The sequence below is a fragment of the Plantactinospora sp. B24E8 genome, from assembly GCF_039871735.1.
Lineage (GTDB): Bacteria > Actinomycetota > Actinomycetes > Mycobacteriales > Micromonosporaceae > Plantactinospora.
This window is the reverse complement of the sequence record NZ_JBDPMH010000043.1, coordinates 1-24,070: the sequence shown is the minus strand read 5'-3', so window position 1 is coordinate 24,070 and position 24,070 is coordinate 1. Positions and strand designations below refer to the sequence as shown.

General features: G+C 70.6%; 22 protein-coding genes and 1 pseudogene. 12 read left to right on the top strand and 11 right to left on the bottom strand.

Features of this window, described 5'->3' with window-relative positions; genetic code table 11:
* Window positions 1-59: 59 nt before the first annotated feature.
* Window positions 60-1,049, top strand: coding sequence for a helix-turn-helix domain-containing protein (locus ABGB21_RS33545; RefSeq protein ID WP_347651379.1), 990 nt, complete (start codon window positions 60-62; stop codon window positions 1,047-1,049).
* A gap of 1,125 nt (window positions 1,050-2,174) precedes the next feature.
* On the opposite strand, the gene ABGB21_RS33540 is transcribed toward ABGB21_RS33545, so the two are convergent.
* The gene (locus ABGB21_RS33540; protein WP_347681210.1) at window positions 2,175-4,571 is read right to left on the bottom strand and encodes an HAD-IC family P-type ATPase; all 2,397 of its coding nucleotides are present in this window, start codon (window positions 4,569-4,571) and stop codon (window positions 2,175-2,177) included.
* A gap of 155 nt (window positions 4,572-4,726) precedes the next feature.
* Between ABGB21_RS33540 and ABGB21_RS33535 the strand changes: the two genes are divergently transcribed.
* From ABGB21_RS33535 to ABGB21_RS33515, 5 genes are all read left to right on the top strand, one after another.
* Complete coding sequence (locus ABGB21_RS33535) at window positions 4,727-6,343, top strand: histidine kinase (RefSeq protein ID WP_347681208.1); 1,617 nt, start codon at window positions 4,727-4,729, stop codon at window positions 6,341-6,343.
* 132 nt (window positions 6,344-6,475) lie between these two features.
* On the top strand, window positions 6,476-7,015 hold the full coding sequence (locus ABGB21_RS33530; RefSeq protein ID WP_347651375.1) for a hypothetical protein: 540 nt from the start codon (window positions 6,476-6,478) through the stop codon (window positions 7,013-7,015).
* Window positions 7,016-7,136: 121 nt separating this feature from the next.
* A complete protein-coding gene (locus ABGB21_RS33525) occupies window positions 7,137-7,694 on the top strand; it encodes a TetR/AcrR family transcriptional regulator (RefSeq protein WP_347651374.1) in 558 nt (185 codons plus the stop codon).
* Complete coding sequence (locus ABGB21_RS33520) at window positions 7,691-8,980, top strand: NAD(P)/FAD-dependent oxidoreductase (protein WP_347681206.1); 1,290 nt, start codon at window positions 7,691-7,693, stop codon at window positions 8,978-8,980. The genes ABGB21_RS33525 and ABGB21_RS33520 overlap by 4 nt, the downstream gene beginning before the upstream one ends.
* Before the next feature lie 195 nt (window positions 8,981-9,175).
* Window positions 9,176-10,552: a glycoside hydrolase family 18 protein gene (locus ABGB21_RS33515; protein ID WP_347651372.1), complete on the top strand. Its 1,377-nt coding sequence runs from the start codon at window positions 9,176-9,178 to the stop codon at window positions 10,550-10,552.
* Window positions 10,553-10,706: 154 nt separating this feature from the next.
* Here ABGB21_RS33515 and ABGB21_RS33510 read toward each other — a convergent pair whose 3' ends face one another.
* Window positions 10,707-11,414 carry a DUF998 domain-containing protein gene (locus ABGB21_RS33510; protein WP_347681204.1) on the bottom strand — a complete coding sequence of 236 codons (708 nt, stop codon included), beginning with the start codon at window positions 11,412-11,414 and terminating at the stop codon, window positions 10,707-10,709.
* Window positions 11,415-11,883: 469 nt separating this feature from the next.
* Between ABGB21_RS33510 and ABGB21_RS33505 the strand changes: the two genes are divergently transcribed.
* Window positions 11,884-12,726, top strand: coding sequence for a DUF3152 domain-containing protein (locus tag ABGB21_RS33505; protein WP_347651370.1), 843 nt, complete (start codon window positions 11,884-11,886; stop codon window positions 12,724-12,726).
* A gap of 33 nt (window positions 12,727-12,759) precedes the next feature.
* On the opposite strand, the gene ABGB21_RS33500 is transcribed toward ABGB21_RS33505, so the two are convergent.
* Both ABGB21_RS33500 and ABGB21_RS33495 read right to left on the bottom strand, forming a co-directional pair.
* Window positions 12,760-13,641 carry a GNAT family N-acetyltransferase gene (locus tag ABGB21_RS33500; protein ID WP_347651369.1) on the bottom strand — a complete coding sequence of 294 codons (882 nt, stop codon included), beginning with the start codon at window positions 13,639-13,641 and terminating at the stop codon, window positions 12,760-12,762.
* 122 nt (window positions 13,642-13,763) lie between these two features.
* Entirely contained in the window at window positions 13,764-14,216 is a 453-nt protein-coding gene (locus ABGB21_RS33495) for a rhodanese-like domain-containing protein (RefSeq protein ID WP_347651368.1), read from the bottom strand.
* A gap of 70 nt (window positions 14,217-14,286) precedes the next feature.
* On the opposite strand from ABGB21_RS33495, the gene ftrA reads away from it, so the two are divergent.
* On the top strand, window positions 14,287-15,336 hold the full coding sequence (gene ftrA, locus ABGB21_RS33490) for a transcriptional regulator FtrA (protein WP_347651367.1): 1,050 nt from the start codon (window positions 14,287-14,289) through the stop codon (window positions 15,334-15,336).
* A gap of 71 nt (window positions 15,337-15,407) precedes the next feature.
* Here the strand turns inward: ftrA and ABGB21_RS33485 are convergent, their stop codons facing one another.
* The 3 genes from ABGB21_RS33485 to ABGB21_RS33475 all read right to left on the bottom strand — a co-directional run bounded on the left by ABGB21_RS33485 (window position 15,408) and on the right by ABGB21_RS33475 (window position 17,299).
* The gene (locus ABGB21_RS33485; protein ID WP_347651366.1) at window positions 15,408-16,358 is read right to left on the bottom strand and encodes a permease prefix domain 1-containing protein; all 951 of its coding nucleotides are present in this window, start codon (window positions 16,356-16,358) and stop codon (window positions 15,408-15,410) included.
* Window positions 16,355-16,696: a PadR family transcriptional regulator gene (locus tag ABGB21_RS33480; RefSeq protein WP_347651365.1), complete on the bottom strand. Its 342-nt coding sequence runs from the start codon at window positions 16,694-16,696 to the stop codon at window positions 16,355-16,357. The genes ABGB21_RS33485 and ABGB21_RS33480 overlap by 4 nt, the downstream gene beginning before the upstream one ends.
* A gap of 96 nt (window positions 16,697-16,792) precedes the next feature.
* Window positions 16,793-17,299, bottom strand: a complete 507-nt coding sequence (locus ABGB21_RS33475) for a hypothetical protein (RefSeq protein WP_347651364.1) — start codon at window positions 17,297-17,299, stop codon at window positions 16,793-16,795.
* A 195-nt stretch (window positions 17,300-17,494) separates the two neighbouring features.
* Between ABGB21_RS33475 and ABGB21_RS33470 the strand changes: the two genes are divergently transcribed.
* Window positions 17,495-18,394 carry a hypothetical protein gene (locus ABGB21_RS33470; RefSeq protein ID WP_347681202.1) on the top strand — a complete coding sequence of 300 codons (900 nt, stop codon included), beginning with the start codon at window positions 17,495-17,497 and terminating at the stop codon, window positions 18,392-18,394.
* A gap of 22 nt (window positions 18,395-18,416) precedes the next feature.
* Here ABGB21_RS33470 and ABGB21_RS33465 read toward each other — a convergent pair whose 3' ends face one another.
* On the bottom strand, window positions 18,417-19,442 hold the full coding sequence (locus ABGB21_RS33465; protein ID WP_347681200.1) for a hypothetical protein: 1,026 nt from the start codon (window positions 19,440-19,442) through the stop codon (window positions 18,417-18,419).
* Between the two features lie 343 nt (window positions 19,443-19,785).
* Between ABGB21_RS33465 and ABGB21_RS33460 the strand changes: the two genes are divergently transcribed.
* The gene (locus tag ABGB21_RS33460) at window positions 19,786-20,265 is read left to right on the top strand and encodes a hypothetical protein (RefSeq protein ID WP_347651361.1); all 480 of its coding nucleotides are present in this window, start codon (window positions 19,786-19,788) and stop codon (window positions 20,263-20,265) included.
* 143 nt (window positions 20,266-20,408) lie between these two features.
* On the opposite strand, the gene ABGB21_RS33455 is transcribed toward ABGB21_RS33460, so the two are convergent.
* Window positions 20,409-21,323, bottom strand: a complete 915-nt coding sequence (locus ABGB21_RS33455) for a CU044_5270 family protein (protein WP_347681198.1) — start codon at window positions 21,321-21,323, stop codon at window positions 20,409-20,411.
* On the bottom strand, window positions 21,316-21,930 hold the full coding sequence (locus ABGB21_RS33450; protein WP_347651359.1) for an RNA polymerase sigma factor: 615 nt from the start codon (window positions 21,928-21,930) through the stop codon (window positions 21,316-21,318). Before ABGB21_RS33450 ends, ABGB21_RS33455 begins: the two co-directional genes overlap by 8 nt.
* Window positions 21,931-22,281: 351 nt before the next feature.
* Between ABGB21_RS33450 and ABGB21_RS33445 the strand changes: the two genes are divergently transcribed.
* On the top strand, window positions 22,282-22,830 hold the full coding sequence (locus tag ABGB21_RS33445; protein WP_347681230.1) for a transposase family protein: 549 nt from the start codon (window positions 22,282-22,284) through the stop codon (window positions 22,828-22,830).
* A 34-nt stretch (window positions 22,831-22,864) separates the two neighbouring features.
* On the opposite strand, the gene ABGB21_RS33440 is transcribed toward ABGB21_RS33445, so the two are convergent.
* Entirely contained in the window at window positions 22,865-23,368 is a 504-nt protein-coding gene (locus tag ABGB21_RS33440) for a MerR family transcriptional regulator (RefSeq protein ID WP_347651358.1), read from the bottom strand.
* Window positions 23,369-23,481: 113 nt separating this feature from the next.
* Between ABGB21_RS33440 and ABGB21_RS33435 the strand changes: the two are divergent.
* Window positions 23,482-23,946, top strand: a pseudogene (locus ABGB21_RS33435) (aldo/keto reductase); the annotation flags it as partial.
* Between the last annotated feature and the right edge of the window lie 124 nt (window positions 23,947-24,070).

The window sequence follows — 24,070 nt, the reverse complement described above, 5'->3', positions numbered from 1 at the left end:
GCGGCAATGGTTGGCAACGTCATGTTGGTGCCGATGGCACCTGCCGGCCACAATCGGCCGTGTCCTCCGAACGGAACGCCCTCGCCGGGGCCGGTATCCCGGCCGCCGACGAACAGGTGCTGCGGGTCCTGCTCAGCCGGGGCCGGGCGAGTGTGGAGGAACTGGCGGCCAGCACCGGCCAACCCGCCGCCCGGGTCGCGGCCGGGCTCGACCAACTGCGCCGGCAGGGCCTGGTGGCCCGGCTCGCCAGTCAACCGGACCGGTACGCCGCCGCCGAGCCCCGGGTCGCGCTCGACGCCCTGCTGCACCCGGCCGAGCAGGCACTGCGCCGAGCCCGGGACGCCGCCACCGAACTCGCCGCGATCTTCGAGAGCGTCCGCTCCGGCGAGCACGCCGCCGGCCCGGTCGAGGTGGTCGTCGGCGAGGAGATCAGCCGTACCTTCCTGCGGCTGCAGCAGAGCGCGGTCCGGGAGGTACGCGCCTTCGACCGGCCGCCGTACGTGCACGCGGCCGGTAACCCGGTCGAGCCGGCGGTGCTCGCCCGGGGCGTCCGGTGGCGGGCGATCTACCATCCGGAGTCGCTGGAGCAGCCCGGTGCCCTCGCCGAGATCCGGCACCTGGGCACCCTCGGCGAGCAGGCCCGGGTCGCGGTCGACGTACCGTTCAAGATGCACCTGGTCGACGACCGGGCCGCGCTGGTGCCGACGGAGCCCGGCCCGGACGGCGCCCGCAGCCTGCTGGTGTACGCGTCGGTGCTGCTCGACGCGCTGACCTTCGTCTTCGACATCTGCTGGGAACGGGCCGTGCCACTGGACTCCGGCGTCGGTGTCGACGAACTCTCCGACGAGGACCGGCAACTGCTCGCCCTGCTCGCGGCCGGGGTGAAGGACGAGACGATCAGCCGGCAGCTCGGCCTCTCGGTACGTACCATGCGCCGGCGGGTACGGCGGCTGCTCGACCTGCTCGGCGCGCAGACCCGGTTCCAGGCCGGGATGGAGGCGATCCGGCGCGGCTGGATCCCCGGCCCCGGCGACCCGGCGACGGGTTGATCCCCGGCGCCGTCGACGCCGGGGATCGGGGGGTGCGGTGGCGGTCAGGCACAGATCGCGTACGCGATCTGTGCCGGACCGCCCAGAGGTTGCCGTAGCCGTCCTCGTCCTCGCTCGCGCTGACCCGGACCTGGGTGTCCGAGATCGGCTCGATCGCGGTCATCCGGACCTGGCCGGCACCCTGGTCGATCTCACCGCCGACACCGTGCACCCGCTTGCCGTCCGGGCAGGTCGCGGTGGCGCTCTTCGTACGCTCCGAGTCGAGGATGCCGAGCGGGCTGCTGACCCGGGCCAGACCGGCGATCGGCGACACGCAGATCGCCTCGCCCCGGATCTGCCAGTCGTCGGCGTACCCGTTGCCGTCCTCGATGCCGGTGATGGTGACACTGCTCAGGTCGGCGGCTGGCCGCAGCTCGTCGACGACCACCTGTCCCATGCCGCCGTTCATCTCCACCCCGAAGCCGAGGATCTGCTTGCCGGGCGGGCAGAAGACGGTGTGGCCCTTGCTGTTCGAGTTCCAGGGCCCGGCCGACTCGGTCTGCTCCCAGCCGACCGGCGGTCGGGCGCAGAGCGCGGTCGCGGTGATCGACCAGTCGCCGGAGTACGCGTTGTCGTCCTCCCGCCCGGTCACCGAGTACACGTCGGTCGCGCCGAAGACCGGCGTCATGGTGTCCATGGTGACCTGGCCGTCGGACCGGTTCACCCGACCGCCGCCGCCGATCAGCATGGTGTCCGACGGGCAGGCCGCCTGCCAGGTCTTCCAGTTGCTGTCCGGCTGGCCGGTGCTGACCACCCGGGTCAGCCCGGGCAGTGCCGCACCGGCCGGCGCGACCAGGGTCAACTGGGTCGCCATCAGGGCGGCGGACGCCAGGCCGAGCGTCGCGGCGATCCGGCGGGTCCGGGCGGCGCCAGTGACTCGTGCGTTCATCGGGGGACCTCTCCTCATGTGTGTCGTGTCGCATTCGGGTCAGTCGTACTGTCAATTCGGCGACAGTTCCCCGAGGTGGTGGTTTCGGGGTTTGACTCAACCTCTGACCTGGGGTTTTCCCGGTCGAGAAAGACACTACGGAAAGACGTCCACAGTCGACTCACCAGATCGTGCCACGCTCGGGACAAGGCACCGGATCAACGGCTCGGCGAATCCGGGCGAGCCGGCGAGAATCGACGTACCAGTTCCAGCAGCAGCCCGGCGGCCAGGGCGAGGCCGACCGCGACCGTCGGTGCGGTCGTACCCACCAGGCTCACCTGGAAGAAGTCCTGGAGGAACGGCACCACCAGGACCACGGCGAACGCCGCCGCCAGGGCCAGCACCAGCAGCAGCCGCCACCAGGTGTACGGCCGGGCGATGATCGCCACCGCCCAGAGCCCGACCAGGAACAGGGTCAGCGTGGCGGCCGACGTCTCGGCGGCCAGGTCGCCGGCGTAGACCCCCCGGGCGAACAGGTACGACGCCACCGTCGCCGCCATCGCCACCACCCCGGCCGGTACGGCGAACCGCAGCACCCGGCCCACGAAACCCGTCCGGGCCTGCTCGGTGTTCGGGGCGAGTGCCAGGAAGAACGCCGGGATGCCGATGGTCAGCGACGAGATGATGGTCAGGTGCCGGGGCAGGAACGGGTACGGCAGCCCGCTCAGCACCACCGCCATGGCGAGCAGCACCGAGTAGACGGTCTTGGTGAGGAACAGGTTCGCGACCCGTTCGATGTTGCCGATCACCCGCCGCCCCTCGGCGACCACGGCAGGCAGGGCGGCGAAGCTGTTGTCCAGCAGGACGATCTGCGCCACCGCCCGGCTCGCCGGGCTGCCGGAACCCATCGCCACCCCGATGTCGGCGTCCTTCAACGCGAGTACGTCGTTGACCCCGTCCCCGGTCATCGCCACCGTGTGCCCCCGGGCCCGCAACGCCGCCACCATGTCCCGCTTCTGCTGCGGCCCGACCCGCCCGAACACGGTGTGCCGCTCGACCAGGTCGCCGAGCGCGGCCGGCTCGGACGGCAGCTCCCGGGCGTCGACCGGCTGCTCGGCACCGGGAAGTCCCAGCCCACCGGCCACCGCCCCGACCGAGACCGCGCTGTCCCCGGAGAGCACCTTGACCGCCACCCCCTGCTCGGCGAAGTAGCGCAGCGTCGCCGCCGCCTCCGGCCGGACCCGCTGGGCCAGCACCACCAACCCGACCGGCTCGACGCCTGCCACCCCACCATGGGAGGCGGCGGGCGCCATCCGGGCCAGCAGCAGCACCCGGAGTCCGCGTTCGCCGTACGTGTCGGCCTCGGCGAGCACCGGGTGTCCGGCCGGCAGCAGGACGTCCGGGGCGCCGAGCCGCCACTCGGCGCGCCGCCCGTCCGGGTCGGTCAGCACCGCGCCGCCCCACTTCCGGGCCGAGGAGAAGGCTGTCCGCGCCCCGATCGTCCAGCCCTCCGGTGCCGGGTACGCCTCGACGACCGCCCGTAGACTGGCGTTCGGCCGCTCGTCGGCGGCACCGAGCAGCCCGAGGACCGCCGCGACCGGTGCGTCGGCGGCGCCGGCTCCGGTGGCCTCGACGGTGTCCGGGCCGGCTTCGGCGGCGGCCGGGCCGAGGTGACGCATCTCGGCGACCCGCATCTCGGCGTCGGTGAGGGTGCCGGTCTTGTCCAGGCAGACCACGTCGACCCGGGCCAGCCCCTCGATCGCCGGCAGTTCCTGCACCAGGCAGCGTCGCCGGCCGAGCCGGATCACCCCGACCGCGAACGCGACCGAGGTGAGCAGGACCAGCCCCTCCGGCACCATCGGGACCAGCCCGGCGACCATTCGGCGCAGCGCCTCCGGCAGGTCGTCCGAGTTGACCAGGTACTGCCCGACGATCAGGCCGATTCCGGTGGGAATGATCAGCCAGGTCACGAACCGCAGGATGGTGTTCAACCCGGTCCGCAGCTGCGAGTTCACCAGGGTGAACCGGCTCGCCTCCTCGGCCAGCCGGGCCGCGTACGCCTGACGGCCGACCCGGGTCGCGGTGAACACGCCGGTGCCGGCGGTGACGAAGCTGCCGGAGAGCAACGGGTCGCCGGCCCGCTTCAGCACCGGGTCCGCCTCACCGGTAAGCAGCGACTCGTCGACCTCCAACTGGTCGGCCGTGGCCACCACCCCGTCGACCACGATCTGGTCGCCCGGGCCCAGTTCGATGAGGTCGTCCCGCACGATGTCGGCGGCGGCCATCTCGACCGCGCGACCGTCCCGGCGGACGACCGGCCGGGCGGCGCCGACGATCGCCAGCCGGTCGAGCGTACGTTTGGCCCGGAGTTCCTGGACGACGCCGATCACCGTGTTGGCGATGATCACGCCGCCGAAGAGCGCGTCCTGGATCGGGCCGACCGCGAGGATCACCCCGAACAGCACGCCCATGATGGCGTTGATCCGGGTGAAGAGGTTGGCCCGGACGATCTCCGGGACGGTCCGGCCGGACCGCACCGGTACGTCGTTGACCTGGCCTGCGGCGATCCTTTCCGCGACGTCGGCCGTGGTCAGTCCGGCTTGTGCTGTCAGCATGCGCCGACGCTACGAATCCGGCCGGCCGTGCGGCTGCGCCCGATCGTCAACCACCGACCCTGAGCTTTCTCAGGGTCGGCGGCGACCCGTTGTCCGGGTACGACGGCCGGGTTTCCCGGAGCCCCGCCGCCGCCCGTCGCCCTAACCTGAGCCGGGTGAGGCGACATCTCGGCAGTTCCTGGGACGTCCTGCTCTGGTTGCCGTTCGCGCTACTGGTGGTCTCCGGATGGAGCGGGCACCGGGCGTACCCGGTGGGGTTGCTTGTCGCGGGCCTGACGCTCTGGGGCGGCGCGGTGTGGCTCAGCCGCCGCCTGCCGCTGGTCTCGCTCTTCGTCGTGGTCGGGCTCTGCGCGCTGGACGGGAACTACTCGTTCGCGCTGCCGGTGGTGAGCTACCTGCTCGGCCGTCGGATGGCGCCGATCTGGCCGGCGGCCGTCGGCTACCCGGTGCTGGCCGCGCTCGGCACCGTGGTCGTGCTGTCCCGGTACGACTTCGTCACCTGGGCGATCCAGGCCGGGGCGCTGATCTACGCCGGGCTGTTCCCGTGGCTGCTGGGACGGTACCGGCGTCAGCAGGCTGAGCTGACCGCCGCCGGGTGGGAGCAGGCGGAGCAGCTGGAGCGGGCGCAGCGCAGCCTCGTCGCCGAGGTACGACTGCGCGAGCGGGCGCGGATCGCCGAGGAGATGCACGACTCGCTCGGTCACGAGCTGAGTCTGCTCGCGCTCCGGGCCGGCGCGTTGGAGCTGGACGCCGGGCTGGACGAGCGGAGCCGGGCGTCGGCCGGACAGCTCCGGCTCGGCGCGGCCGCCGCGACCGCCCAGCTCCGCGACATCATCACCGTTCTGCGGGACGACGACACTTCCGGCCGGACCGACGACGGCACGACGCAGGACGGCCCGACGGACAACGGCCCGACGCAGGATGCCGCCGGCCGGGCCGACGGGGAGAGCATCGAGGCGCTCGTCCGCCGGGCCGGCGCCGCGGGTACGCCGGTCCGGCTGCGCGCTCCGGCGGGGCCGGCACCGTTGCCGGGGTTGGTACGCCGGACCGCGTACCGGATCGTGCGGGAGGCACTGACCAACGCCAACAAGCACGCGCCGGGGGCGCCGGTGGAGGTCCGGCTCGACCGGGCCGACAACACCGGGATGTTGCTGGTCAGCGTGGTGAACGAGCGGCCGTCGCCGGGGTCCGTCGGGCACCGCCCCGGTGGCGGGCGCGGCCTGGTCGGGCTTCGCGAGCGGGTACGTCTGATCGGCGGCACCCTGCACACGGACGAGCGGGACGGCGGTTTCGCGGTTGTCGCGCGGCTGCCCCTCGCGCCGACCTGGTCTCCGGATCCGGCCCGGTCCGACGGCCCGACCACCCCGGCGGCGGACCGGCGGCGGCTGGCACACCGGGAGGCGCGACGCGGTCTGGTCGTCGCATCCCTGGTGCTGACCACCCTCGCGGTGAGCCTCGGCGGCCCGGCGCTCGGCTACTACCTCTACGTGACCGGTGGTTCGGTGCTCAGCCCACAGCGGTACGCCGTCCTGGTGGTGGGGCAGGAGTGGGCGTCGGTGGAGCCGCTGCTGCCCCGCCGGGAGACGCTCGACCGTCCCGATCCCGATCCGCTGCCCACGCCGCCCGGGGCCGGGTGCCGGTACTACCGCGCGCACGGGGACGTGCTGCAGCCCCGGGTGGACGTCTACCGGCTCTGTACGGCGGACGGCCGGCTGGTGGCGAAGGACGTCCTGCCCGACTCCGAACCGTCGGCGCGCCCGATGCCGGAATAGCCGTGGCCCCCGGTCCGGAGCGGGCCGACCGTCGTCGTACACATGTTCTATCCACAGGCTGTGGATCCGGATGGGGGGCCCGACCATCCGCGTCAATCGGGCATAACCTACTCTTTGTTGCCGGAGGGTGACATGGAGGCACGAAACGTCGTACGGATCGTGGCGGTGCTCGTGGCGGGCACCGTCGCCGTCTGTCATGCGTACCGCACGTTCTCGGACGACAACCCGGCGACCACCCCGGGGTACGGGCCGGACGTCCTCCACCTGCAGGGTGTCCACAATGTGGAGTTCGGCGACAGTGAGCAGGAGCTGATCAGCCGGGGCGTCCTCGATCCGGCCCAGGACCTGGGCTGCGGCCCGGGGTTGACCAGCCCGGGCACGGTCAGCCCGATCTTCGCCGACCACCGGCTCGTCCTGCTCTGGGCCAGTCCACCGGTCCGCACCCCGGAGGGGATCACCGCCGGCACCCCCGTCGAGCAGGTACGGCATGCGCACCCGGAGGCGACCGCGTTGACCGCCCCACCCGGCACCCACCGGTACGACGGACTGCTGGCGGAGCAGGGCGACCGGGCGTACCTCTTCCTGCACGACGGTCGGACGGTCCGCAAGACGATCGCCGGGTACGCCGACTACGCGCGCCGCGTCTTCGACGAGGGCTTCGGCACCTGCTAAGCGGACCGCCGAATCCAGCGCCGGGTACGCCGAGAAGCGCCCCACCAACCACTTGGTTGATCGATCGCCTCCGAGGTGCTACCGTCCACCAACCAGTTGGTTGAGGTTTGAGGTGCGTGGAATGGCTGACCAGACCGACCGTCGACAGGCACTGATCCGTGCGGCGTTCGCGGCGATCGCAGACCAGGGTTTCGAGGGTTTCCGGTTGCGGCCGATAGCCGCGGCCGCCGGCATCGACCACTCCACGCTGCACCACTACTTCCGGACCAAGGAGGACCTGATCGCGGCGGTGCTTGAGCACGTCACCAGCCAACTCGAGGGGACCATGCAACCCGACCTGGCGCCCCCCGAGCGACTGCGTCGCCACCTGGGTGCGGTCGCCACGGCGATCGTGGAACGGCCCGAGCTCTTCATCGTGCTCGACGAGCTTGACCTGCGCGCCCGCCGCGACGCGGCGATGGCCGCCAACATCAGACATGACGAGAAGGGCTGGCGGGCCGCGCTCGCGGCGCTCTTCGAAGCAGGCATCGAACAAGGGACCTGGTCGCTCGACCTCGACGTCGACGCCAGTGTGGAGCTGGTCATCGCCACCCTCAAGGGCCTTCGCCTACGTCCCGACACGGCCGAGGTCGTCGTCAGGCAGCTGTGCGACCTCTACTCACGGGGAGCCTCAGAATGATCAACGTTGTCATCATCGGTGCCGGCATCGGCGGTCTCGCGCTCGCTCAGGGCCTGCGCGGACACGGCATCGAGGTCGTGGTGTACGAGCGCGACGCGCATCGGGACGACCGCCTGGACCGCTACCGGCTCGCGATCAACCCGGCCGGCAGCCGGTCGTTGCGCGCCTGCCTGCCCGACCAGCAGTGGCAGATGTTCCTGGACACCGCGGGCCGCCCTGGTGGCGGCTTCGGCTTCCTCGACAGCGATCTTCGCGAACTGGTGGTCGTCGAGGACCCGATCATGTACCCGCAGGTCACCGACCCCGCCGAGCGGTCGTACCCCGTCGACCGCCACACGTTGCGCGGCATCCTCCTCGACGGGCTCGGCGACGCCGTCCGCTACGGCAAGACCTTCGACCGCTACGAACTTGCCGCCGACGGCCGCCCCACCGCCCACTTCGCCGACGGCACCTCGGCAACGGGCGACATCCTCGTCGGCGCCGACGGGATCAACTCCCGGCTGCGCGCGCAGTACCTGCCCGCCGCGACCCTCCGCGACACCCACGCGATCGGGGTCGGACTCAAGCTGCCGCTCGACACCGACACCCGAACCTGGCTGCCCACACGGCTCGGTCAGGGCATGAACCTCATCATGGCGGCCGCACCGTACTTCCTGTTCACCTCGGCGTTCGAACGTCAACAGCCAGCCGGGGACGACTACCTCCTGTGCGCCTTTGTCGCCCGCGACGACCAGCTCCCCACACATCCGGAACGCCTCGACGGCACCCGACTCAAGGCCCACATCGCGAGCCTGACCACCGACTGGCATCCGGCGCTACGTCAGCTCATCGACCGGTGCCCACCGGACAACGTGAGCGCGTTTCCGTTCCGGGCGTCCGACCGCCCAGCACCCTGGACACCCTCTCGGGTCACTGTTCTCGGCGACGCCCTGCACGGCATGCCGCCAACCGGCGGCAACGGCGCCAACACCGCCCTGCGCGACGCCGCCCTCCTCACTCGCCAACTCTCGCAGGTCGCCCGGGGCCAGCTACCCCTACTCGACGCGATCGGCGACTACGAGGCCGAAATGCGCGAATACGGCTTCCAGGCCGTCGACGTAGCCATGGAAACCCTGCGACAGGGGCTGACAAGCAACCCGGTCGACATGTTCTTCAGTCGTACGTGGTTCCGTTTCTGCAACCTGGCGGCGCCGCTTCGCCGCGTCACGTTCGGCAACAGCTGGGCAAAGGTCAGCGCCCCCCGCGAATGGGAGCGGGCGGTCACCACTCCGATCCACACGCGGTAAGCGACCGCTCGCCATCCATCCGTGCACAGACAGGACATCGGGCGCACCACCGGCGTAGGGCCGCGTCGATCAGGCACGGGGCACGCCGGAGCGTCGGCTCTTGACCGTGCGCATCGACGGCCCTACCTTTCAGGCTTACATCGGAAAGTTTCCTAACTGTTGTGCCGTCGCTCCATCCTCCAGTCAGGAGTGCACATGCGCGGATCCGTCCTTCGCCGGCTCGGCACCGTCACCGCCCTGGCCACCACCACCGTCCTGCTCGCCGCGGTGGCCGTACCCCCGGCATCGGCCGCCCCCGGCGGACCGTCCCAGACCACCGGAAAGACCGGCGGCCACCGGGACGGCTACGTCAAGGTCGGCTACTTCACCCAGTGGGGCATCTACGGTCGGGCCTTCACCGTCAAGAAGCTGCACGACTCGGGTGCCGCCGGCCGGCTCACCCACCTCAACTACGCGTTCGGCAACGTCAGCCCGGACGGCCGCTGCTACGTCGACGGCGGCCCGGGCGAGGGCGATGCCTGGGCCGACTACCAGCGGCCGGTGCCGGCCGAGGAGAGCGTCGACGGCGTCGCCGACACCTGGGGCGAACCGCTGAACGGCAACTTCGGGCAGCTGCAGAAGCTCAAGAAACTGCACCCCGACCTGAAGGTGCTGATCTCGCTCGGCGGCTGGAGCTGGTCGACGCACTTCTCCGACGCCGCGCTGACCCCCGAGTCGCGCCGGAAGTTCGTCACCTCCTGCATCGACCTCTACCTCCGGGGCAACCTGCCGAACCCGGACGGCAGCGCCGGCGGCCCCGGCTCGCTCGCCGGGGTCTTCGACGGCATCGACCTCGACTGGGAGTGGCCAGGCTCGGTCGGCGACGTCGACACCGTCTACCGCCCGGAGGACAAGCAGAACTTCACCGCCCTGGTCGCCGAGTTCCGCCGCCAGCTCGACGCGCTCGGCCGGCCGACCCGCAAGCACTACGCGCTGACCGCGTTCGTACCGGCGAACACCGGTGCGATCGACGCCGGCTTCGAGGTGAAGAAGGTCTTCCGGAACCTCGACTTCGCCACCGTCCAGGGATACGACTTCCACGGCGGCTGGGACCCGGTCGCCAACCAGCAGTCCGCGCTGCGGGTGCCGGCCGGGGCCACCGAGCCGGACTACGCGCTCGACCGCGTGGTCGACGCCTGGATCGACCGGGGCGCCGAACGCCGCAAACTGGTGATCGGCATCCCGTACTACGGCCGAGGCTGGACCGGGGTGACCGGCGGACGCAACGGGCTGTTCGGCGCCGCCACCGGCCCGGCCCCGGCGACGTACGAACCCGGTTACGAGGACTACAAGATCCTCAAGGACAAGGTCGGCCGGGACGGCTTCCGGCTCTACCGGGACGTCCGGGCCGGCACCGCCTGGCTCTACGACGGCACCACCTTCTGGACGTACGACGACCCGGCGGTGATCCTGCAGAAGATGTTCTTCATCCGGACCGAGCGACTCGGCGGGGCGATGGTCTGGTCGCTGGACGGCGACGACGACCAGGCGACCTTGACCAGGACGATCGACCTGGGACTCTGGACGCCGTAACCACAAGTTGACCCGGCGTGGCCGGTGGTCGTCTCCCCGACGGCCACCGGCCACGTCTGCTCTCGCCCAGCACACCTGGCGTTTTATCCCGGTATGGACTGCTGATTGGGCATCAGGTGGGGCTCGCCCACCCCACAGTCGAGGCTCCGGCAGGTCACCATCTGGTCGGCGTCGTTATGGCGAGCCGGGCGGTCGTCGCGGTGAGCCATACCAGGCCCAGGGCCGCTCCCATGAAGAAGACCAGGACGCTCGCCGAAGAGCCGACGAAGCCGGCGATGACGACCACCGGGACGATCCGGGAGGCCAGCGCCCAGCGACGCCGACCCTGGGCGGAAAAGCGCCGCGCGAACACGATGAATGCCGCGCACAGCGCCAGGTAGCCGATCATGCCCCCGAACATGTGGACGGCGCCGTGGGTGCTGAGAGTGGGGGTGGTCGGGTCTTCGGGGGTGTCGACAGGGAAACCGGCACCGGGATCGGCCGCGAACACCGCGCTGACCAGGAATGAGATGCCGAACGCGGTGACCAGCCGGGGTACCCAGGTGGCGCCTGGCCCGCCGTGCAGTGCTCGCCGCAGGCCGATCGCGCCGGCGATGATCAGTGTTCCGGCAATGACGAAGTTGATTACCTGTATCCAGCCCAGGTCGCCGAGGCTGAGTTGGCTGATGGCGTTGCGGGTGAAATCGAAGCCTTCGCGGGTCAGACCCTGGACCACGCCTACCGCAAGGAATAGCGGGCCGGCAGTGACACCGCAGTTCAGCAGGAGCCGGGTTACCCCGTCGGCCTTGGTTTGATCGGTGGAGACGCCCGGCCCGCGAATGCCGTCGAACAGCTCGGACACCATCTCCCGCGCAGCATGCATCGAAACTCCTTGCACAGTGAGGTCATGGTTTCCCTCGCCCGTAGGGCCTCTGCTGGCTACTGGTGAGGAGGGGTGAAATCAACGATCCCCCCAAGCCCCTGGAAGGATCAACGCGGGATGACGCCACGATCGTTTAGCCAGGGGCAACGATAATTGCGGCTTTTACCTGCACTTCCTGCTCGGGGTGGACCGCCGCCCCCGACCGGTCCGACAGACGACGTGCACCACCGGGACGACAACTCACGAAGGCCGCCGACCGCCCGTACGGGGTACAGCGCCGACATCCGGGATGCAACGGGTGCCGGGCCCACTAGCGTCCTTACTGAGGACAGGACACCAGCGACGCACATCAAGATCCATTGATGCGCACCCGCTGGTCAGAGCGGATCTGGTCACTGACTACGGTGAGTGGGACAGCCGCCGTGCGCCCCGCGAAGGTACGGCTTCGGCCGTACGTGAGGAGACGCCCATGCCCGCCCGCCACGCCGGCACGCCGCGGCCGTCCGCCACCCGACGACTCTTCCTGCCCGCGCTGGCGGTGGTGGTGGTCGGCCTGGTGGTCGGGGTCGTCGGGGTCGTCGAGGCGATCGGCAATCCTCACCCGGACACCGGTGGCGGCCAGGTCGCGGCCCTGCCGCCCGCCCCGCACCCCGGCGAGCCGGCTCCCGGGCGGGTCCCGCCGAGCCCGACCCGGTCCCCCGAACCGCCTCCGATCAGGTACCCGGAGTCCGGGCCGCAGTCCTGGCGGACCGTCGCCGGACGCAGCCCGGTCCTCGGCGAGGAGGGGCAGTTGATGCGGTTCCGGGTCGCGGTCGAGAAGGGCATCACCGGCATCACCCCGGAGGACTTCGCGGACGCGGCGGTGGCCACCCTCGGCGACCCGCGCAGCTGGACCGGGAGCGGCGACTGGCGCCTGCAGCGGGTCGGGCCGAAGGACACCGCCGACTTCACCCTCTATCTCGCCACCCCGGCGACCCGCGACAAGCTCTGCGCCGACGGGTACGACCGCTACACCTCCTGCCGCAACGGCGCCAGTGTGGTGATCAACGTGGCCCGCTGGGCGCACGGCGTCCCGAACTACGGTGCCCCGCTGGCGGCGTACCGGCAGTACGTGATCAACCACGAGGTCGGGCACCGGCTCGGCCACGGCCACGAACTGTGCCCGGGACGCGGCAAGGTGGCCCCGGTGATGCAGCAGCAGACGCTCGGCATGCACGGCTGCAAGCCGAACTCCTGGCCGCTGCGCGACGGCAAGCCGTACGCCGGGCGTCCCGGCCAGTACGACGACCCGATCCCGCGCGACGACCACTGAACTGTCCGGGCCTGATCGACGGGCCGCCGGCCTTCACAGCTGGAGTTGGTACTCGATCGCCCGGTGGGTCGGTACGTAGCCCAGTGTGTCGTTGATCGACCGCATGTGCCGGTTCTCGTCGGCGGTGTCGGTGAGCAGCCCACCGAGCTCCGGATACCGGGTCCGGGCCTGCCGGACCGCCTCGGCCTTCATCCACCGGCCGAGCCCGTGACCCCGGTGTTCGGGCAGCACCCCGGTGCCGTAGTGCTGGCCGTCGCCCCGGCCGTCACCCGGGACGACCAGTTCGGTGAAGCCGACGATCACGTCGTGTGCGGTGTCGACGGCGGCCACCGTGTGCAGCAGGTCGCCACGGTCGGCGATGGCCCGGGCGGCGGCCCGGACCCGTGCCACGTCCCAGACGGCGGTGCCGTGGTCGACCTCCCCCATCGGCATGTCGTCCATCGCCCGACGGGACGCGGCGAACGTCCCGGCCAGCTCGTCCGGCACGACACCGTCCCAGGAGATCAGCCGGTAACCGGGATGTGGTCGGCCGGCGAGGTCGGCGATGGTGGCCAGGTCCGCGTCGGCCAGGGCGAGCCGGGCGTACGTCAACGCCAGGACCGGCCGGAAGCCGGCGGCGGCCAGGAACGCGTCGCCGGGCGAACCTGCCTCGACCTGGGCGACGACCGCTCGGCGGTGCTCGGCCCGGGCGGCCTGCACGGTGGTGGCCAGCAGCCGTGACCCGGTGCCCCGCCGCCGCGACGCCGGATGGACGTGCAGCTCGAGTTCGGCCAGGTGGTCCTGACCGGGCCGGGTGAAGAGCCGGAGGAAGGCCGAGCCGACCGGAACACCGTCCGGCCCGGAGGCCAGCCAGGCCAGACGGCGACTCGACGGATAGTTTTCCGGGTCGACCAGTGCGGTGACGCGCTCGGACAAGTCAGCTCCAGCGGGGAGGGCGGGAGGTGCTCCGCAATCCGGTCACGACCCTCGTACGGCCCGACGACGCTAACCGGACCGTCGTACGGCCGCAACCGGATTGCTCGCCGCCCCGGGCCGGGTCAGCAGCCGCAGGAGACTCCGACAGCGGTCAGCGCGTCCACCGGGCCGCGTCGCGTGCCGCCGCCGGTCTGCACCGGGAAGCCCTCCCGGACCCAGTACTCGTAGCCGCCGAGCATCTCCTTGACCTGGTAACCGAGCTTGGCGAACTCGAGTGCGGCCCGGGTGGCGCCGTTGCAGCCGGGCCCCCAGCAGTACGTCACCACCGTCGCACCGGCGGGGACGAGCCGCCCGGCCCCGGTCGCGACCTCCCGGGTCGGCAGGTGGACGGCGCCGGGCAGATGCCCCTGCTCCCAGCCGTCGAGGCTGCGGGTGTCGACGACGACAAGTCCGGGGACGCCGGCCTCCAGATCCGCGTGGACGTCACTGACGTCGGTTTCGAAGGTCAGTCGGGCGGCGAAGTGGGCGATGGCGTGCTCCGCCGGCGCGGGCGGCGTGGACAGTACGGAAGACATGGGAAGAGCGTCGTCCAGCTCACCGGCGCCGACCAGTGGCGCCAGCGACGCCCTCCGCTAACATTCCGCCATGTCACAGGTCACCGGCCGCAGGCCGACCGTCTCGGTGCTCGCCTACGACGGCATGTCGGTCTTCGAGATCGGCATCGTCACCGAGGTCTTCGGCCTCCCGCGTCCCGAGTTCCCCGTCCCGTGGTACGAGCTGACCGTCTGCGCTGAGACCCCCGGACCGGTACGCGTCGTCGGCGGCGCGACCCTGCACACGCCGTACGGGCTGGACGCCTTCGCCGCCGCCGAAACGGTGATCGTGCCCGGCGTACCCGACGTCGGCGCCGACCCGTCACCGGAACTGGTCGCCGCGCTACGGCTGGCGTACGCCCGCGGGGCGCGGATCATGTCGATCTGCTCCGGCGCGTTCGCGCTGGCCGCCGCCGGGCTGCTCGACGGCCGACCGGCGACCACCCACTGGCGGTACGCCGAGCGGTTCCGGCAGCGGCATCCCCTGGTCGACCTCGACCCGGACGTGCTCTACATCGACGACGGAGCGGTGCTGACCAGTGCCGGCAGCGCGGCCGGGCTCGACCTGTGCCTGCACGTCGTCCGGCGGGACCACGGTGCGGCGATCGCCAACGCGGTCGCCCGCCGGTTGGTGATCCCGCCGCACCGCGACGGTGGACAGGCCCAGTTCGTCGAGGCTCCGGTCAGCGCCGACCCGACCGACGACCGGGTCGCCGGGAGCATGGCCTGGGCGTCGGCGAACCTGGCCGGACGGATCACCGTGGAGACGCTGGCCCGGCGGGCGCACATGTCCACCCGTACCTACCTGCGTCACTTCACCAGGGCCACCGGCACCACCCCGATCCGCTGGCTGATCAACCAGCGGGTACAGGCCAGTCTCGCCCTGCTCGAAACCACCGGCACCCCGATCGAGCAGGTCGCCGAGGCCGTCGGGTTCGACACCGCCGTCACCTACCGCCACCACTTCGGTCAGCTGATGCGGACCTCACCGTCGGCGTACCGCCGGGCCTTCCAGACCGCCGGGGCGGCCGGACGGCGTGGGCCGGAGCCGGCCGGTGCACCTCCGACGGTCGGGGCACCCACCGCCGACGCGACCGCCTAGCGCGGCGGGCGGGCGGGACGGCCGACGGCCCGGCACGCCGGGTGGCGGGCCGGGCCGACGGTCAGGTGCGGTCAGTGCCGGTTGCGGTACGTCTTGATCGCACTGTCGACGGCGTCCCAGCCGGTGATCAGGATCGTGACGACCACGGCGACGGTCGCGGCCCTGTCCAGGTTGTCGCCCCGGCCGAGCCACTCGAACCGGGCGACGAACTCGGGGTTGAGCAGCCGGTCGGTCAGCAGCAGCCAGATCACCGGCACCGCGAACGCGAGGTCGAGGAGCACGTTCGCCCCGAACAACGGCCAGGTCCACTGGCCGGCACGGTGCTTGGCGATCTCCAGGCCGATGGTGGCGACCAGGACCGCGATCAGGTACGGCAGCCAGAAGCTCCACAGTGCCGGGTCGAGGATCGGCAGGTTGCCGCCGGTGCCGTCGGTGACGAACGACCGGAACTGCTGGATCGGCAGGTACGCGATGACCAGGGCCAGAAAGCCGATCGCGGCGGCCGTGTCGGTGATGGTGATCTGCCGGTGGGAGTGGTTCTCGGGAAGCTGGTCGACGGTCCAGTCGGGCAGGTTCAGTGGGATGTTGGTCCGTTCGAGGATCGCGAAGACCAGGGTGACCCAGAAGGCGATCTGGACCGCGACCTGGAGGGCGGTGGTGATGCCGGCGCCGACCGCCCCACCGACCTGGTCGCCGTCGGTCGCCTCCAACAGGCCGACCAGGATCCCGACGGTGGCCGGTACGAAGCTGAGCAGCAGCATGAGCAGGCGTTGCCAGGCCAGGTAGTAGGTGGGCCCGATGAGCTGGAGTCGGCGGTCGGCGTAGCGGGCGGCGAGCTGTGCGGGGTTGCCCAGTTCGGTGAGCACCTCACGTTCGGCGGTGGTGGTGTCCTGCCCGCCTGCCGTCCGGTCCTCGATCATGTCCTCGATCGAGGCGCGGAGCTCGGTGGCGATCTCCGCGCGGCGGGGTGCCGGGACGGACCGCAGGGTCGCGGCGAGATAGCGGTCGGTCAGGGAGGTCATCGGTCCACTCCTTCGATGAGGCCGGTCAGGGAGGTCTGTACGGCGGCGAGGTCGTCGAGGAGGCGGCGCAGCATCGACTCGCCCTGGTCGCTGGTCCGGTAGAACTTGCGCGGTCGGCTCTCCTCGGTGTTCCACTCGCTGGTCAGCAGCCCCTGTTCCTCGAGGCGGCGCAGCAGCGGGTAGAGCGTGTTGGCGTCCACCGGGAAGCCGTGGCCGGTGAGCCGTTGCAGCAGTGCGTAGCCGTAGTCGGGCCGCCGCAGGGCGATCAGGCTCGCCACCACGACGGTGCCCCGCCTCAGCTCCTGGAGGTGGGTCCGAAGGATGTCGTCGCTGCCCATGCATCACACGATAGTGTGTGACACACACTGTTGTCCAGTCATGCATCACCGCGTCTCGCACGATGAGTTGTTACGACAGGGCGTCCCGCCCGAGTCTCACTCCACGCCGGCCGGCGGCCGGTCGTCGTCGGACAGCGGAACCTGCGGGGCGAGACGCCGGATCGCGTCCCGGACATCGTCGTGGATTCCCTCGATCCGGAAGCCGGCAAAAACGTGCTCGACCTGCCCACCCTCGGCTAGGTGCAGGACGAGCGCCCGGCTCGGGGCGACCGCGCCGCCACCACCGACCCACCCGTAGCCCACCCAGGACACCGCACTCCACGGCAGCATCGAAGCGCCATCGACCACCCGGATGCCCTCGGTGGTGATCTCGACGAGCAGCCGGCCGCTGCTCCTGGCCCGGATGACCCAGTTGAGGACGCCGACCCCGACCACCAGTGGACCGCCGACCACCACCGCGCCGGTGATCCCCTTGACCAGCCCGGTGATCAACAGGGCGACGAAGGGGGACCCGTAGAAGAGGGTGCCGCCCAGCCACCACACCTTGTCGAACCAGTCGCCCCAGACGTCACGTCGGATGAACGCGTCCCCGTCGCCGGACACCGGACCTCCCAGCCCACCGCATGGTCGATGCCATCGACGGTAGGCATCTTCCGCCACCCGACCTGCCCGCGCCCCACCGGCTGGGGCATCAGCCGACTCCCCGCAAACGCTCCACCTCCGGGCTGAGGCCGACCGGATTCCCCGGATCCGGCACCGCCCGGAAGTACTGTCGGAGGGGCGTCGTAGGGTCCCGTCGTGCACACCACACCGCCCGGCCCGATCGACGTACCCACGGTCTTCCCGCCGGTCGCACGGTTCGCCCGGACGACGGTCCGGCTGCACCCCCGCCGCGGTACGCCGACCGTCGACCAGAGCTCGATGGGCGGCCTGCTGTGGTGGCCGGCGGACGAGCCGTGGCCGACCTGCGACGGACCGGACGACTTCGACCACCTCGACCATGGGCCGGCCGAACCCGAGGTGCCGCTGGTGCCGGTGCTGCAACTGCTGGCCGACGACGTTCCCGAGTTGCCGTTCCCGACCGGCACCGACGTCCTGCAGGTGCTGTGGTGCCCGTTCGACCATGACCCGTTCAGTGCGCCCCGCCCGGAGCTGCGCTGGCGCCGACGCGCCGACATCGGTGCCCGCCGGCAGGAGATGCCGAAGCCCGACGGCGAGGCGGACCCCGAGCACATCCCGGATCCGTGTGTCCTCGACCCGGAGCGGGTGATCGAATACCCCGGCTACGACCTGCCGGAAGCCGTGTGGCCGCAGATCCGGGACACGATCACGCAGGTGGAGCGGGACACCGGCTGGGAGTACGAGACCGATCTGGCGGTCGCCTCGGGGACGAAGGTCGGTGGCTATCCCGGTTGGACCCAGCTGCCGCAGTGGCCGGTGTGCCGGTGCGGCTCGACCATGCAGCACCTGCTCACCGTGGCGAGCTGGGAGTTCAGCCGTGGCGACGAGAAGCGGTGGATCCCCCTGGAGGACCGCCCGGCGATGGCCGGTTGGGACTTCGACAGCCCCGACGACCACCCGTGGCGGGCGCTGCAGAGCCCGGCCGGCCTGATGCTCGGCGATGCCGGCGGCATCTACCTCTTCGTCTGCACAAAATGCCCCGACCGGCCGTACGACTACCGGTTCGACTGCGCCTGACGTCTCCGGCCCCCTCCGTGGGTTACGACCACAGGCGTGGGACGCCCACGCCCGACACCTCGTCGCACCGTTCACCGCCGGACGGCGACCCGGCCCGCCGACGCGCCGCGACAACCACCGCGACGGCCGCCACGAGGGTGGAGCCCACCACCACCGTGGCGGCGACCAGGGTCTGCCGGTCGAGCCGGATCACCGGTATGCCACGCTTCGCCTGCCAGGTCACCACCGCGAACACACCGGTGTAGCCGAGGGCGGCGACGCCGACCAGCCGGGCCCGGACCCGCTCGTCGCGCAGCCAGCCGTGCCGGCTCGCGAGCGCCCCCAGGAACGCGGTGACGAGCAGCAGCACCTGGATGGCGTGCAGCCCGACGAAGTGCGGCACCCGGAGGTCACCGCCGGTGGTACTCCAGTGGGTGAGGAACATTCCGTTGCCGTCGGGGTCGCCGATGCCGTGGCCGCCGGTCATCAACACCGCGTCGCCGTTCGCGTCGGTCACCGTACGGGGTGTCGACCCGGCGGAGCCGGCGAGCCAGAGGGCCACGACCATGCCGGCGGCGGCAAGTCCGAGTCCGGCGCCCAGCGCGCGGCGCACGGCGCGGTCACCGGTGCGGTCAATCAGGACCAGGATCGCGATAACCAGTGTGACCACCAGGAGCGGCCCGACGCCGACGGAGAAGACCGTCCGTACGGTCTGCGCGACCGGTTCGTTGTTGTTGTTGAAATGGCTGAAGGTGCCGTTCGTTGCGGCGTAGGCGACGGCGCCGACGTCCAGCAGGCCGGCGACCGCGAAGACCGTGCCGAACCACCAACCGGTACGTCTGCCCCTGTTCAACTTGCTGAGCAGCCACGCCAACGTCAGGCCGTACACCCCCATGGCGAAGCCGAACTTCATCGGCTTCACCCAGACCGACTCGCCCAGCAGCAGACGGTCGTCGACGACCAGGCCGACGCCGGAGGCCAGCGTCAGCGTGAACATGAGGATCGCGTGCACCACCAACGGCCGATGCCAGCCGCGGATCGCACGAAGAGCTGTGCTGAGGTTGGTCAAGGGACACTCCCACCGGAGGATCAGCCGGTCGTGGCTGGATGGACGAGCCGGCGTCGGACGATGCCGATCTGTTCACCAGCCTCGGGGGAGGCGCCGCGCGAAACCATCCGATACGCCCCCGTACGGGTACGCCGGACAGCCCTCCGGGCAGACGTGGGGTTAACCCCCGGCGGTCGCCGCCGGGCTGACCGGAACGATGGTGAATCCGGCCTACGATCGAGACATCGACACACGACACCTGAAGGGAATCCTCGCCGGTACGGGCCTGGCGGGGTTCAAGCCGAACTCTCCGGAAGGTCTGCCGCCCACCCGACAACCGAGCAACACCAGAGAGGAACCTGTCATGTCTCAGGCACACCGGCGTCTGCTCACGCGTACCGGACTGGCTCTGGGCCTCGTCCTCGCCGCCATCACATCCGTGGCCTCACCCGCCTCGGCCCACAGCCTGGGTGAAGCCGTCGCGTCGGCGCAGGGCTGCGGCTGGCCGAACGGCGGCTACACGGTGCTCACCAGGGAGGATCTCTGGGACGACCGGAACAACATGCCCCTGGGCGAGGTCTACGTGCTGTGGAGCCGCACCTACCAGGAGAACTGCGTGCTCACCCTCAGGGTCGGCCGGGCCGACGGCGTCGCCAGCTACACCGAGGCGGTCCTGGAGCGCCAGGGCATGAGCACCATCCGGGACGAGGGGAACTACGCCCACTACGCGGCGGCCAGCGGCTACGCCGCCGGCACGTGCATCAGGTGGACGGGCTCCATCGGGGCGATCTACGGCGGAGGGATCTACGCCACCACGACCACCTCGTGGAGATACTGCGACTGACCCGGCGGTGGCGGTCAGCCGTCCGGTGACGTTTCGGAGCGGGTGGCGATCGCGACGTGACAGGTCGCTGCCTGGCACCGGGACTCCAAGCAGAACGGCCGGGCGGGCCGCGCCGGGGCGGCCCGCCCGGGTGGTACGACCGGTCAGCTGGTCCGGCCGACCTCGTCGACGACGGCGAGCGCCAGTACGGCCGAATATCCGGAGGTGCCGAGGAGCCTGTACGTCTCGGCGTCGAAGACGAGGACCTGCTCCGTCGGGCCGTTTGCGGTCGTTGACGGCCAGGCGATGCCGATACCTGGCCGGCCGGCGCCGTCCGTCACGTTCTCGACGGCACGCAGACCCGGCACCGCCGCCGCGGCCTGGTACAGCGCCGCCCGCGACTCCGGGCGCAGATAGCCTCCGGCGAGGTAGTAGACGTCCTTGCCGGCGGAGTTGACCGAGCCGGGCTCGCCGCTGCGGTGCTTCGCCAGGTAGGCCCCCATGGCGGCCGCCTCGGTGGGCAGGTCGGGGCGGTACGCGGGCTCCGGGGTGCACGGTTCGGTCCGACCCGGCAGCGCCTGGCCGCCCTTCACCACGGCGGCCTGCCCGTCCCGACAGCCCGGGACGAGGGTCTGGGTGCTCTCGCCGCCCGTGACCTCCTTCACGAGGCCGTCCCGGGTTCCGTCCACCGACAGCCAGCTCTCGTAGGTCGACGGGCCGTCCTGGATCCGACGGTAGATGAACTGGTCGGCCCGCGGGGTGGCGTCGGGCAGCCGGAGCGCCGCCGCCGCCGCGTTGTGCAACACCTGGGTGGCGTCGGCCCTGGCCGCCGGTACCTCACCGCCCACCTGATCGGGGGCGAGCACGAGTACGGAGGTGACGGCCGCCGCGACACCCGCCGCCGCCAACCCGCTGAACACCAGCCGCCAGTTCCGTCGGGTGGAGCGTCGGATGGTGGTAAGCCCGGGGGACGTCTTGGTCATCTCGGTCACCAACCGGTTGCGGGCCGAGGCCAGCCGTTCGGGGGTCGTCGGTGGGATCTCCTGGCCGAGTTCCCGGAGTAGGCGAAGGTCATCCATTGCTCGATATCTCCTCGATAATCTCGGTGGGATCGCTGCCCAGTTCCTCGCGGAGCAGCTTGCGGGCCCGGTGGAGTCGCGACCGCACGGTGCCGACCGGGATCTCCAACGCGGCGGCCACCTCGTCGTAGGTCAGTTCTTCCCAGGCGATCAGCAGCAGTACGTCGCGATCGCCGGAGGAGAGCCTGGCCAGCGCGCTGAGCAGGATGTGACGCAGCGACTGCGCGGTGACCACGGTGGTGACCCGGTCGGCGTGCGACGGTGCACTCGTCGTGGGGACGTACGCCTGCCGCCCCCGGTACTCACGCTCCTCCTCGCGCCGGTGTTGGCTGACGGTGTTGGTGGCGATCCCGTACAGCCATGGCCGGGCGTCCGGGTGAGCGGTGTCGAACCGCTCCCGGCGTCGGAACGCCGCCAGGAACGTCTCGGCGAGCAGGTCGTCCGCGATCCCGGCACCGACCCGCCGCGCCAGATAGCGATGGATGTACGGCGCGTGCCGGTCGAAGATCATTGCGAAGCTCTCGGGATCCCGGATCGACCGCTCGATGACCGCCGCGTCCGTCAGTGTGCTGACGTCGACAGCCTTGACCCGTCTTGAACGATTCATGCACGACCTTTCGCGGAGCCGGGAGTCGTCACCTGTTATCCGCATGCGGTCGGAAAATGGTTCACGGGCCAACATCACCCACACCCGGCGGCGGAACGCCGGCCGCCCCTCGCCGACGATCACGCGCGAGCCCGTACCCGGTGAAGGTCGACGGCACCCGGCACCACTGCCTGCTCGCCAGCCCGGTGTCGCGTGGCACATTCCAGCTCGGGGTCAACCGGCGGCCGGTCAGCCGAGGGCGACGACGAAGGCTTGGCGGGGGTCCGGGCGCCGGTCAGGTGAGCAGATGAGACCGCTCGCGTCTTCGTTCCGAACGAACGATCATGGGCCCTGAGCTGATCCCGGAGGCCACTGGAAGCTGCGACAACGGCCTTCAAGATCCGTACGCGTCCGCTGGCGTCCGGGCCGATCGTTACTCAGCGGGACCGACTGGCCGCCACCGACGCCTGGTACTCCGGAAAACACCGCCACTTCGGCGCGAACATTCAAGCAGTCATGCGCCCGGACGGGCTACCGATCTGGACATCGGCGGCGATGCCCGGGCACCTCCACGACGCCAGCTGCGCCCGCGAACTCGGCGTCACCGCCGCGCTGAACTGGTCCGCCGCCGAACTCGACCTGCCCGCCCTGGCCGACTCCGGCTACGAAGGCACTGGTCAAGGCATCAAGACCCCGGTCAAGCAGCCGGCCGACGGCAAACCACTCGTCCCCGACAACCGCGCCTACAACCGACTCCTGCGCGGTCTGCGCCGGCAGGGCGAACGCGGCTTCGCGATCCTGGTCGGCCATTGGAAAGCCCTGCATCACACCACGATCAGCCCACGCCGGATCGGCGACATCGTCGCCGCAGCCCTGCACCTGACCCATTTCGAATACAAGTATCTACCCGGACCTTGTTGAGATCAGTTCACTGCAACCCACCGACGAGCACGCACTACAGGCTTAGCGCCGGATCCGGCGCCATTGGTCCTCGCGGGCCATCTATGAGCCCGATGCTATTGGCATCTTCGTCGTTTGCCGAAGGAGATGCAGCGTGGCATTGGCGGTCGCCGGCGCTGTCCGGGTCGAGGACGTCCTCATACACCCCGACCTTGAACCTGATCAGGTCCAGGCACTCGGCGAGTCTGCCGATCTGGGCGGTGACGTGGGCTTGGTGCTCGCGCATGAGCGTAAGTCGTTCCTCCTCATTTCCGGCTCCTTGCCGGACGAGGTCGGCGTATCGGCGTAGCGCGGGCAGGGGCATGCCGGAGGCGCGCAAGATGATGCAGACGGTGAGCCAGTCCACGTCATCCTGGCTGTAGACGCGGCGCCCGCCAGGTCCGCGTCGCACAGGGTTGACGAAGAGGCCCTCGTGCTCGTAGAAGCGCAGCGCGTGGACGCTCAAGCCGGTGCGTTCGGCGACCTGCCCGATGCTCAGATTTGTGGTGACCTCAGCCATACCGTTCAGGGTAGCGGCTTGACCTAGAGCCGACTCTAGATCCTAGGGTTCCCGTGCGGTCGACGCTTCTGTCGCTCTGTGATCACGGCTGAATCAGTAAGGGTAGTATCACCATGCGCTATCGCACCCTCGGTGGAACTGGTATTCAAGTCAGTGCCTACTGCCTCGGGACCATGATGTTCCAGGATGGCTGCAACTCCGACCACGACGATTGTGTCCGTATCATCCATGCCGCCCTGGATCAGGGGATCAACTTCGTCGATACCGCCGACATGTACGGACAGGGAGAGTCCGAGGAGATCGTGGGCAAGGCGCTGCGGGGGCGTCGTGATGACGTTGTATTGGCCACCAAGGTGCACTTTCAGATGGGTGAGGGCCGCAATCGCAGTGGCAACTCGCGCCGTTGGATCCTCAAGGCGGTTGAGGACAGCCTCAGGCGCCTGAACACCGACTGGATCGACCTCTACCAGGTCCACCGCCCCGACGACTCGACCGACGTCGAGGAGACGCTCTCCGTGCTCACCGACCTCGTGCGCCAGGGGAAGATCCGCGCTTTCGGCTGCTCGACGTTCCCGGCTGAGCCTCGATCCACCGATGAAGATCGGCCCGGCAGGACCCCGGAGATAGAAAGTGCCCTCTGAACTGGAAGGATAGGAGTGCTTCAGGCTTCTATCGCTCGGTTCGAGAGGGCACCTCGCAGGT